The organism is Ureaplasma ceti (assembly GCF_040369755.1).
GTDB lineage: Bacteria > Bacillota_I > Bacilli_A > Mycoplasmatales > Mycoplasmoidaceae > Ureaplasma > Ureaplasma ceti.
The window spans coordinates 77627-90287 of sequence record NZ_BAABQM010000004.1 but is presented as its reverse complement, the minus strand read 5'-3'; the positions used below and the strand labels follow the sequence as shown (position 1 = coordinate 90287).

The following is a 12661-nucleotide window of genomic DNA, read 5'->3' as shown; positions in this document are numbered from 1 at the left end:
ATCAAAATGGAAAAATTTAACCAACTTAAACTTTTAATATTAAATGCCTTTAGAATCTTGTGAAAATCAAGAGTTTTATTGGTGCAGTTAATGTTGTTACTGCTTATTGCTGTAACTGTTTTGGTCACAATTGTTTTATCTAATGACTCTTTACAAGCCTCTAGAAGTAATATCTTGAACAAAGGTAATCTAGCAGACTTTACAGTGTCAATTCCAGCTAATGTGGTTACTAAAAGTATTAACGAAGCTAACTCTAAAGATAACAGTAGTAAAACTTATCTACCTGGAACTTCTCCAGCTGATATTCAGTTACAAAACGAGTTATCTAAATTAGGATTACAGTACTCTATTTCTAAAACTGTTAACTTATCTGACATGTTAACGAGAAAGTCATTCATTCTTTCAAACAATGAACAGCCTTCTTCAATTAACCCAACAGTAGTTAATAACTTGGTTTTACAAAATGGTAGTAGTGAAATACCAACTATGGTATATACGAATGCGAATATGCCAGTGATGATGAGTGGGTTCAAATACTTTGAATCAATTCAAATTAGTAATCCGAACGTATCCGGATATCAAAAAAACATTTTTAATTACAAAGTCTACATGGAACAACAACCATGAAACTTTGCCAAAGCAATTTTAAATGCGGTTTGAAATCTAGATACTGCATCTACTGAAAAATTCATTAAGACAATCGCACCTTTAGCCGAAGTGCCAAAGAATGAAACTGTCTTTAATGAAAACTACAATTTATGACAAGTGGATGCTGCAGGAAACCCAACAAATAAATTTAATACAAACTCATATTGATACAAGTGAAGAAGCTTAATGGGGATTAACGGCTTCACTTATAACGGTTATGGTTTTACTTTAGACTTAAAGGAAAACATTCCGCTACTAGGTGATAACGCTCAATTGCCATTTACAGCCGATGTATACGATCCTACATCATACTTCGCAATTGCTTCTTCAAACTTTATGAGAGCAAACGCTGGGACTAAAGATTTCATTCCTAAAGAAACTTTAGAACAAGCTTTGAAGTTACCATTTAAAACTTATTTAAATGTGGACTCTTCAACTAACCCAACGACAGCACACACGGTTTATAATCCTGTTACAAAAACTGAACAAGTTTATCCTGACTTCTTAACATGATTATCTGAATTACCAGATAAATACAAAATTAAAGTCAACTCACTAAATTACGTCTTGATTGGGGCTGGTATGGCACCAAACATTATGTATCCGGTACTAAATGCTAACCAATTATTGGTTAACAGTACTGATAGTGGAGTCTTGTTTGTTAATAACGCTGGTTTTGCTAGAGCAACTTTTGGGACATCAAATAAACCAGAATTGTATTACTCAGTGAGATATCCTCCTGATTTCAACGGTAAATATGGTTTATTCGAAACTAGACATAAATTGTTTGAAGCTGTTCAACAATTTACAATTAAGAACTATGGTGAAAATACTGCTTTCTTAATTAACGATCCAAAGCAACCAAACTACGTAATTTATTTAAGAGCCAACTTCTTAGATAACTTAAAAAATATCATTTTAATCATTACATTAGTAATTGCTTTAATCATTGCTTTATTATCACTATTCTTCATTTCAACTTTACTACGTTCTATTATTAAGCAAAGTAAAGTAACCTTCGGGGTAGGGTTAGCTAACGGTATTTCTAAAGCTGAATTAGCAACTTCATTCTTCCCGTTCGCTTTAGTGCCTGCTATTTTCTGTGGGGCATTAGGATACTTAATTGGTTACTTCTTAATGAAACCAATGAACAGTGTTTACTTAAACTACTGAACCGTATCCATTCCACACTTAGACATGCAATGGTGATTATTCTTTATCATTCCATTAATTGTCTTTGTCATTCTTTATGTATTAATTCTTTTAGTAATTTTCTGAACTTTAAGAAAGAATACGCAAGAAATTCTAAACTCATCATCTGAATTTAGAATGAACGCGTTAATTATTTACACTAAGAAATTAACTTCTAAGTTAAGTGCTTTAAGTTCATTTAGATGAACATTCATGATGGGTAACATCACGAGATTTATTGTTTTAACCGGAATTGTCTTTGCGTTCATTTCGTTATCAACAATTACCGTTGGTAGTTTATATGAATTCCAAAACTCTCTAAGTTACACAAACAGAAACAGACAATATACATTTGCATTTAACTTGTATTCACCAACAATTAATGATGGATACTACTCTGCAATGCCATTCACACAATTAGGTATTGCTCAAGAAGGTATGTACAACAACTATACAACCTTCAGTTCAACTGATGGTAACTATGATGCGCCAAACGCACCAGGTAACACCTTCAACTATAGTGGTCAAGCTTATGCTAATGCCTTGGCTTACCCATACGCAAAGAATAAATACTTTACAAGTTTATTCTTGCCATCAAATAAAGTAGCTACTGAATTAGACCATAACATTCAATTCTTCAACAATAAAGTATTTACTAAGTTAGACTTAGATGTTACTTTAGATGTTGCTGGTGCGATGATTAACCCTTGAAACGTAGCTCAACAAATTGCTCCACAATCAGTCATTTCGTTAGCTGATACTTACTTACAAAATCAAGTACAACAAAACTATGACTTCTACTACTGACTACAACAACAAAACGACCTTGCGTTAAGTGGTGGTCACAGTGAAAAGATTCCGGGAGTTAATAGTCCATTCAACGGACAAAAAATCTACTACTCAACATATTTACCAGGTGTTAACTCACAACCATTCACTTTAAACGGTTCACCAATTACTGCAGACTTCAACAATGCACCAAACCAATCTGAATGAATCTTCATCAGACAAAAGAACCCGTTAACAGAAAAAGAAGAATGAATTATCAACCAAAAACACGCAATCTTAGAAGCACCTTCATACCAAGCGACTCCTAAGGCTACTCGTTTATTTGTTGAAATGTTAACTAACGTGAATAACCCATTATTCCAATACTGATACAAATATGTCAATCCAAATAACCCATTAAGAGGTAAGGCTGATCAACCAATCAGAAACTACAGTTACTTAATGGTTCAAGGTGCGGTTCCGTTAGAACCAAATGATGAAACTTATACTTACATTAAAGCCACAGTGGATAAAAAGAATGGTGTGAAGATTCAACCATTTGCGGCCACAATTAACGGTATTAAGCCAGACTCTGACTTCTTAACTTTATACAACAGTAAGAACCAAGACTTGAAATACTTATTAAACTCAACTTTACCAGAAGAAAATGGTAAACCAGTTTATCCTTTAATCGTGAACGAAGTTGTGGAAAGAAAGTATAAATTATACGTTGGTAGCGAAATTCAAATCTTACCAAACAACACATACGATAGATTCAATTTAGAAAATATCGGCGAACCAGCTTACGCTGGTGCAGAAACTACTTTCAAAGTAGTTGGAATTACTGATTCTAAATCAGAAGAACAATTCTACACATCTCAAAGTATTGCAAACAAAGTGTTAGGATACCAAAACTTCAGTACTGATGCAACACCAGTTCAATGAAGAGGTCCAAAACACCCAGGTAGAGGTTATGTACCGTTTAATGGTATCTTTACAAAACAAGAAATCCCTGAATTTGCAATGAACTTCGGTGGGGTTTATGCTCCTAGTGGTATGAGCACTGCAAAAGGTGCTTGAAACACAAATATTGGTACTAAACCTGGCCAAGTAAACGGTGGGGAACAAGCTTACTTAGTTTGAAACAACTTAAAAGAAATGAACACAATCACTTCAATTAACGAAATGGTTGATCGTCAAGATGGCAACAAACTGGTACCAATCCCTGCAAATAAACAAAATCCATTCTACGTAGATAATGCTGAATCTAACGCGCTATATAAAGCAATGTCACCAGACTTAATTGGTAATGCCGTTAGACACATTGTTAAAGTATTTGGTAATACTTCACCAATCGTAACGCAATTACAAAGTGTTGATACACCATTAATTAGCAACACGATCGGTCCAACAATTGATAATACTTTAGCGAATATTGAAAAAGTTATTACAGCTTGTTTAATCCCAACATTAATCATTATTATTGCTTTATTAGCTTCAATGATTGTTGTGGAAGCTAAGAGATTGATTTCATTGATGAAAGTTCTAGGTTACTCAGACTTAAAGAACACCTTCTCATTCTTATTCGTATATCTAATTGTTTTATTCTTAGGAACTGCATTAGCAATTCCATTTACATACGGTATGTTAGCGGCCGTGACTGCAATTGCCTTCTCAGCCTTTAACATCATCATTGCTCCAGTAGCGCCAGTATGAATTTACTTTGCTGCATTCGGAGCAGTTGCTTCAATCTTTGTTGGTTTATTCATTTATGTTTGAAACCAATTGAAGAAAATTAATTTATCTCAAGAAATTTCAGTGAGATAAGTCAAAGGAGAATTATCTTGAAAAAGAAGTTTTGAAAGTATGTTATTCCATTAGGATTCTTGGCAGCTGTCACTGTGGTGGCAGCTCCTTTGACTTTAACTTCTTGTAGTTCACCTTTTAAACATTATGCACAAAACGTAATTGCTCAGAACGCAAAAGTTTATAATGTGAGTCTAAAAGAACCGTTAATAGTTTTCGGACAGCAAACCTTTGCAGAATGGCAAGCGATTAAAGAGAGTGACCCTGCTTTAATCATTAATACCATTAAAGCTTATAAAATCCCAGCCGTGTTAAAAACTGGTTTCCAAATTAATGATCACACTAGAATTACTAATTTAGAATCTGAATTCATGGCAAACACTGCGATTTTTGTAAACATGGTTGTAACTTTAACTAACTCTAATAAAGACAGCATGGAACAATTAAAATTAACGATCCCTCAAGTTCCAGTGGCTAATTTATCTGGGAATTTAATCAACCCTCCTGAATTAGGCACTCCAGTGACTGTAAATAAGAAAAAAGCTTTAGAAATTAACTTAGATCAAGTAAATATGCCTACGATTATGAATTCATTACCCCAAGATATTAGTAACGTAGAATGAACTACCGCAATTAACTTGGCAACCCCTCAAACAGTTAATAATAAACCGAACACAGTGCCATATATCCCAGCCTTTTTATATAAAGTGGTAAATGTAACTTTACCGCCGAAAGGTTCGGATATCATCACTATTACTTACTCACCTAACGAACAATACAAGAGTAGCATTGAACAACAAGTGGGTAATGTTTGAAATAAATATTGTGACATCATTGTCAAAATTAAAGAGTCGCCATATTTAAACAAAACTTTAAAAACTGATTTCACATTAACGAAAGCAGAAACTGATAAAGTGTTTGGTGCAATCTCACCAATTCAATTAAAAGCTATGAATCCGGTAGCAGTTTACAACAAACTAAAAGCCTATGTAGCTGAACAAGATGATGTACAACCATTGAGAAATTGTCTTGATAGTAAGACAAACACAATTTACAACTATTGATCTAACATCAATGTTATTCAAAATGGGGTCAGAATTACTTTTACAAGCAATCCTGACGATAGCCAATCGGCTATTTATAACTATGTATTTAATGTTGAATTTAATAAATAATTTAAAACACGGATTAAAGAGGTAAGACACAATTATGAAGAAGAAAAAGTGAATTAAACCATTTGCGATTGGAGCAAGTTTACTTGCGGTTACTGGAGCGGTTGCTCCTTTAGCTGTTATGTTATCTTCTTGTTCTTCAACCGCAACGGTTCAAGATTATTCTTACCAGCCTGAAACTAAAGTTTTATCTTTAAACTCTACATTGTTATTCCCTGATGAAAACGTGTTTTATGGTTATCAACAAATTAAATTTGATACAAAAGCACAATTTACAAACGGCAAAACGCCTTTTAATTTAATTACCGCTATTAATAAAGCCTTACCAGATAATAAGTTTTTCAATGCTTATTCAGTTCCTGAATATGACAAAGTAAACTTCCCTAACGGTAATACTCTAACTATTCCTGTAGTAACGAGCGATGCTACTAAAAACATCCCGGTGAACCAAATTGTGATTCACTTCCCTAAGGTAAAAAATGTTCAGTACGTACAACCTATTTTAGTACAAGCGTCGAAGTTCTTCCAAGGCATTTCTATGTCTGAAGTAAGTACTTATTCTGCTCAACAAATTATTGCATCTTTAGGTCAAAGTATTATTCCGGTGGGAACAGTAATTGACGAAAACGATAAGCAAATTATTAACAACAGTAAAAATCAAGAATTAGTGTATAAAATCTTTATTCCTAATTCAGGAATTTCTTACTTGATCTTAAATTTCAACCCAATTATTGTTCCTGAAGTAGAACCTCAATTTAACATTGCCAACTTAAAAATTCAAAATGATTGAAAGAAGATTATTAACTGATCACCAGAGTTACCTTCAATGATTTCATATAAAACCATTGATAATTCAACTAACTCAGTGAATATGCTGCTAAAACCAGTTTTAGCAACTTACAACGACGCTATTCACGGTGAAAACGTTATTAATAAGTTCAACCAAGTATACTTTGGTAATGGCACTACTTACAATAAACATTTAAATTTAGATAACTTAAATCTAGATGTGGATTATTTCTTGAAGACTTACACATCGAGTGTAGTAACTTCTTGAGCTGGTCAAAACATCTTAAATTCTCAAGTATACACTGGTAGCAACTTAACGGTTAACGACCAAAACCAAATTAACGGTAATATAGTTTGACAATTACAAAACTTATCAGGCAGTACACAAACTTTTACGTTGCCTAATAACTTAGCTTCATTAACTATCCAACCTAAACAAACGGTATCGTTAGTGATTGGGTTCCATAACTCAGAAGTATCGCCTTATTTAGTACAAAATAAAAACGCTAATAATCAAGCTTACTTGACTACAGCTTTTAGTAATTTAAGTATTAATGTTATGGTGAATGATATTACGCAATACGCAAATAATTGAGTACAACCATTAAACTTATTTGAATATTCATACGCGTTAAAAACATTGGTTAATAATGTTGTGGCGGGTACAACTTATTTACAAGCCGCTCCAATCTTAAATAATGCAATGAATAATTTAACGGCAACAAATTTAAATCAAATCGTTGCTGATTCTTTACAAGTTAAGTTGGATAAGATGAACATCTTTACAAGAGGGGTTCAAGGAATTGCCACTTCTTGAGCAAATAATCCAACTATTGCAGATTGATTACAATCATTAAGTCCATATTTATATGATATTTTGATTGTGTTAACTGATAATAAACCGCTATCAGCGTTAATTTCTAATATTTTCTCACCAAGACCGGTTTCTAACTTTATCTTCTTTAACTGAAAAAATTTAGTAGATTTATTAAACGAAATTCATGTTCCTGGATTTGAAAAACAAATTGAATCCTTTAGTAAATTAATTCAACAAATCGGCGAATCTAATAAAACTTTACCAGAAATGGAAAAATGAGTAAAAAACGTTGGGGCATTGTATTCAACATTAGAAAAATTATTCTCAACAAACGAAAGTTTGGCATGAGTAATTCCGATGTTAAAACACGCAATGTTTACTTTACAAACTAACCCTTCAATCATTGATTTTGTGTTTGAAAACTTACCAGTTATCTTACAAACGTTTAGTAAACCAGAATTTGGTAATAAGCAAGTAAGAGATATCTTCATCGCTATTGGTAAATGAGTTACAGAATTAATTAAATACGCCGATAAAGTGAATGGTACTGATTCTAAACCAACTCCTGAGCCTCCAACACCGCCAGGTGAAGTTTCTTCACAAATGGGACTAAATAAAGTGTTTATGAACATTAGAACGTTAGATCCAGCGTTGGATGCTAACCAATCTAATTATGTATCTTTATTCACTTATTTATCTCAAGCCATACCTGGCAAGGCTAGTCAAATTTTAAAAATGATTGGTAGTGTATTTGATGCTATTAGTTACAGTGGTTTATCTGCTGCTAGTATCAAACAATTAGTGGACTCTTTCTTTAATGTGGAAGTAGGTACTCAAAAAACTACTTTAGCCGATATGTTAACTGATAACATTATTGCAACCGTTAATAAAGATAACTTCACTTATAACAAAGGTAATAAGTCAGTTACATTAGACCAATCTTGAAGATTAGCTTTCAAACAAACAGTTAGTTGAAACTTTATGCCTTTAGTAAACTTCTTAAACAGTATTAGAATTGCTACAGATAAAATCATCGGTTTCAACGGCAAGCCATTAGATTTAAATAATTTAGTTGGTCCCAACGGTAAGAAAATTAACTTATCCCCAGAAGTTCAATCAATTATTAAAGTGGCTTTAAAAACCATTAATCAAGGTGGGTTGGGTAATGTGTTAGCTCCAGCCAAATTAGTCGTGAGCCCTTTCAACTCAGTAAACTTAACTTATACGGCAAATAATTCACAAGTTTATCCGTATGTTAACGCTAACGGACAAGTTCAATATAGATATTTAGTTAATAAATTCATGTCTGTAGATTCAAGCCACATCTTAAAAGATTCAGTTGGTAACAACGTCTTTGTCTTAGGTGACTTATGGAAGAACATGATTAAAGTGATTATGGCTAACATTTCAACAAGTAATAACTTTAATTACAGTGAATGAATTTATTCTCAGCCAATCGCGACAACAATTAAAAACTTTGTTTCAAATGGATCATTATGAAACGTCACAATTGAAGAAAATAGCATGAAAAAGAAGTTTAAAACTTATTTAGAAGCAATGATTAAAAGCAATGTGACTTGAACAGCTAAGGGTCCAAATGGCGAAAAAACTATGACTTACACTCAACCGAAAGACTTAGACCACGAAATTAACCAATATTTCAAATTTGGTTCAGCCTTCCACAACTCTAACTATCCGTTCATCAACTACTCAACCGATTTATCATCGGTGTTGTTAACAATTAGAGGCACAGACGTGTACTTATACAAATTTAGTATTAATTTCTCAGTACCAACACTATACACAAATAGTTGAGGTATTTGTAAATTAACTAATAACTTAAGCTGAATTATTCCGGTACCAACCGGTAAAATCAGTTTTAAATAATTGAAAAAGTATGTCCCCCATTTTTTGGAGGGCATACTTTTCTTTTTGGTTCAGTTTATAAAGTAAAATAAACAGTATTAAGGAGATTAAAATATGCCGACTTGACTTATTGGACTAATCGCAACCGTTTGTGTTCTAGCGATTATTGCATTCTTATACATGATTATTGCGTTTAGAAAAATCAACATTGTGTCTAAAAAATTAGATTACTTAGTAGAAGACTTAACGTATAAATCAGAAAAACTAAACTCAATGGTAGAAGCTATTGTAAAAATTTCCAGTTACGTAGACGTAGCTGAAACGCTTCTGAAAAAGAATTCAGAGGCTATTTCGTCATTTATTAAACGTAATAAAAAAGATGTAGATATCTACAAAAACCAATTAAATAAAAGTTTAGAAAATTATATGGAAGAAAAAGATAGCAAACGTCATGAAAACAGTTAACCGTTTATGGGTGGCCTTGGGTTTAGGCTATATTGTTTTGCACAGTCTGTCGACAGAAGATTTTAATCAATTTGAGAAAATTATCTTAACGAAAATTTATCAATTAAGTCCTAACCTATTTAATGTTTTGGACCGGGTAAATGAACTGCTAAATGCAGATTTTAACGACTCGCAAAAAAACAAAAACGAACTTATTCAGAACAAAATTGATAAAGTTCAAGAAGAAATTAATAATTTTAAAACAAACGAACTAGCAGAAATCTTTTTAGAAGAATTAAAGAAAGGTGAAAAACATGGCTAAGTTTGATAACGAAATTGTAATTAAAGGTGCACGGGAAAATAACTTAAAAGGCATCGATATTAATATTCCTAAAAATAAATTAGTAGTAATTACTGGATTATCTGGTTCTGGAAAGTCTTCATTAGCTTTTGATACGATTTACGCTGAAGGTCAAAGAAGATACTTAGAATCTTTATCTAGTTATGCAAGACAATTCTTAGGTGGTAACGAAAAACCAGATGTGGATTCCATTGAAGGGCTATCACCAAGTATTGCCATTGACCAAAAATCTACTTCTAACAATCCCAGATCAACAGTGGGAACTATTACAGAAATCTATGACTATTTAAGAGTCTTATATGCAAGAATTGGGACGCCTTACTGTATTCATGGACACGGGGTGATTAAAACTCAAACCATTAAACAAATCGTTGACTTTATTGTGGGATTAGAAGATGGCACTAAACTTATCTTATTGGCCCCTGTGGTTGAAAACGAAAAAGGTACTCACGCTGATTTATTAGAAAAGTTGAAAAAAGAGGGTTTCTTAAGAGTCAGAATCGATGATGAAGTTTATAGTTTAGATGATGAAATCGAACTTGAAAAAAATAAACGTCACAACATCGATGTGATGATTGACAGAATTGTATTAAGACCAGACCAACAAACTAGATCAAGATTAAACGATTCTGTAGAAACTGCTTTAAAACGTAGCGGCGGACGGATTATTGTTCACTACAACGATGAAGACCATTTATTTAACGAAAACTATTCATGTGATATTTGCGGCTTTAGTTTACCAGAACTAGAACCAAGATTATTCTCATTTAACAGCCCGTTAGGCGCTTGTGGACATTGTAAGGGTTTAGGATTTACTTATGAACCTGATGAAAACAAAATGGTACCAAACAAGAATTTATCAATTAATGATGGAGCCATTGACTTCTTTAAGAATACAGTGAATACCACTAATTTAGATTGACAAAGATTTGAATCTTTAATCTTGCATTACAAGATTCCTACTGATGTACCGTTCAAAGATTTATCTGAAGAACATAGAGATATCTTAATGCACGGTAGTCATACTCCAATCGAAGTTGTAATGGTTTCTGCTAACGGTAGAAAATATGAACAATACGAAATGGTAGAAGGGGTTTTAGATTTAGTTAAAAGACGTCACGAAGAAACCACTAGTGACATGGCGAGAGAATATTACTCTAAATACATGTCAGAAAAGAAATGTAAACATTGTCGTGGTCAAAGATTAAATGAAACCGCTTTATCGGTAAAATTGGGCGACAAGAGCATTATTGATTTAACCGAAATGGATATTCAAGATGCCATCGATTATTTATTAATGTTGGAATTAACTGAAGAACAAAAGGTTATTTCAAAGTTAATTATGAAAGAAATTGTAGACCGTTTACAATTCTTGGTTAATGTTGGGTTAGATTACTTAACTTTATCAAGAAGTGCAATGACATTATCTGGTGGAGAAGCTCAACGGATTAGATTAGCAACCCAAATTGGTTCACACTTAACTGGAGTGTTATACGTTTTAGATGAACCTTCAATCGGTTTGCACCAAAGAGATAACGAAAAACTTATCAAAACTTTAAAAGAAATTCGTGATTTAGGTAACTCTTTAATCGTTGTAGAGCATGATGAAGACACAATGGCAGAATCCGATTGACTTGTAGATATCGGACCTGGAGCAGGTGTTTATGGTGGTAATGTAATTGCTGAAGGAACGCCAGAACAAGTGAAAAATGATCCTAATTCGTTAACGGGACAATATTTATCAGGCAAGATGCGGATTGATATTCCTAAAACTCGTCGTGGTGGTAACGGTAAAAAAATTATTTTAAAAGGTGCTTCAGGAAATAATTTAAAAAATGTGAATGTTGAATTCCCATTAGGCAAAATGATTGCAGTTACTGGGGTTTCAGGATCTGGTAAATCTACTTTAGTTTTAGATACTTTATCAAAAGGAATCACTAACTTAAACTTTAACCAGTTCCAAGAACATGCACCTTACAAGAATTTGGTAGGAGCTAACCATATTGATAAATTGGTAGAAGTATCTCAAGATCCAATTGGTCGAACACCAAGAAGTAATCCGGCTACTTATGTAGGTGTCTTTGATGATATTAGAGACGTCTTTGCGAATGTGCCAGAAGCAAAAGAAAAAGGTTACCAAAAAGGTAGATTCTCATTTAACGTGAAAGGCGGTAGATGTGAAAAGTGTCAAGGTGACGGTACTATCAAAATTGATATGCAGTTCTTGCCAAGTGTTTACATTAAATGTGAAGAATGTGGTGGCCGTAGATATAACGAAGAAACTTTAGCTGTGAAGTTTAAAGGTAAATCAATTTACGACGTGTTATCAATGTCGATTGAAGAAGCAACAGAATTCTTTAAAAATGTTCCAGCTATTCATAGAAAACTAAGTTTATTAATGGAAGTGGGCTTAGGCTACTTATCATTAGGAACACCATCAAACGTCTTATCCGGTGGTGAAGCGCAAAGAATTAAACTAGCTAAATTCTTACAAAGAAGACCAACAGGTAAAGCTTTATATATTTTAGATGAACCAACAACAGGTTTACACGTACATGACGTAGCGAAATTAATTGAAGTATTAAACAAAATCGTCAATAACGGAGACACTGTTATTGTTATTGAACATAACTTAGACTTAATTAAAGTGTGTGACCACATTATTGATTTAGGTCCTGAAGGTGGTAATAGAGGTGGTACCATTTTAGTCACTGGTACTCCTGAACAAGTCGCTATGTCTAAGAAGTTCTCGTACACAGGACAATATTTAGCGAAATTATTTAAAAGAGGATATTAAAA

General features: G+C 33.1%; 6 protein-coding genes. All 6 read left to right on the top strand.

Translation table 4 applies throughout. The features are described from left to right. The first annotated feature begins 6 nt into the window (after window positions 1-6). The 6 genes from ABWU82_RS03220 to uvrA all read left to right on the top strand — a co-directional run bounded on the left by ABWU82_RS03220 (window position 7) and on the right by uvrA (window position 12659). A complete protein-coding gene (locus ABWU82_RS03220; protein ID WP_353290065.1) occupies window positions 7-4434 on the top strand; it encodes an ABC transporter permease in 4428 nt (1475 codons plus the stop codon). Window positions 4435-4451: 17 nt separating this feature from the next. Continuing rightward, window positions 4452-5588: a hypothetical protein gene (locus ABWU82_RS03215; protein WP_353290064.1), complete on the top strand. Its 1137-nt coding sequence runs from the start codon at window positions 4452-4454 to the stop codon at window positions 5586-5588. 34 nt (window positions 5589-5622) lie between these two features. After that, entirely contained in the window at window positions 5623-9078 is a 3456-nt protein-coding gene (locus ABWU82_RS03210) for a hypothetical protein (RefSeq protein WP_353290063.1), read from the top strand. Window positions 9079-9171: 93 nt separating this feature from the next. Then, window positions 9172-9522, top strand: coding sequence for a hypothetical protein (locus tag ABWU82_RS03205; protein WP_353290062.1), 351 nt, complete (start codon window positions 9172-9174; stop codon window positions 9520-9522). Next, window positions 9509-9823: a hypothetical protein gene (locus ABWU82_RS03200; RefSeq protein ID WP_353290061.1), complete on the top strand. Its 315-nt coding sequence runs from the start codon at window positions 9509-9511 to the stop codon at window positions 9821-9823. The genes ABWU82_RS03205 and ABWU82_RS03200 overlap by 14 nt, the downstream gene beginning before the upstream one ends. Next, window positions 9807-12659 (top strand): excinuclease ABC subunit UvrA, encoded by a 2853-nt coding sequence (gene uvrA, locus ABWU82_RS03195; RefSeq protein ID WP_420017879.1) that lies wholly within the window; start codon window positions 9807-9809, stop codon window positions 12657-12659. Before ABWU82_RS03200 ends, uvrA begins: the two co-directional genes overlap by 17 nt. Window positions 12660-12661 lie beyond the last annotated feature (2 nt).